Annotated in this window: 1 protein-coding gene; it reads right to left on the reverse strand. The window is 68.9% G+C overall.

Features of this window, described 5'->3' with window-relative positions; all coding sequences use genetic code 11:
* Nucleotides 1-212: hypothetical protein (locus FAF44_RS54285; protein WP_237111262.1), on the reverse strand; the 212-nt coding region annotated here is incomplete at both ends.

The following is a 212-nucleotide window of genomic DNA, read 5'->3' on the forward strand; positions in this document are numbered from 1 at the left end:
GGCGTCTCGATCGGGCACATCCGGCCGTAGTGGGACGGGTGCACGTCGCGGACCTCGAAGCCGGCCCGCTCACGGGACAGACCACCGGGGCCCAGCGCGGACAGACGCCGCTTGTGCGTCAGGCCGGCCAGCGGGTTGGTCTGGTCCATGAACTGCGACAACTGCGAGGTGCCGAAGAACTCCTTGATCGAGGCCACCACCGGGCGGATGTT

This window comes from Nonomuraea sp. MG754425 (genome assembly GCF_021699195.1).
Taxonomy (GTDB): domain Bacteria; phylum Actinomycetota; class Actinomycetes; order Streptosporangiales; family Streptosporangiaceae; genus Nonomuraea.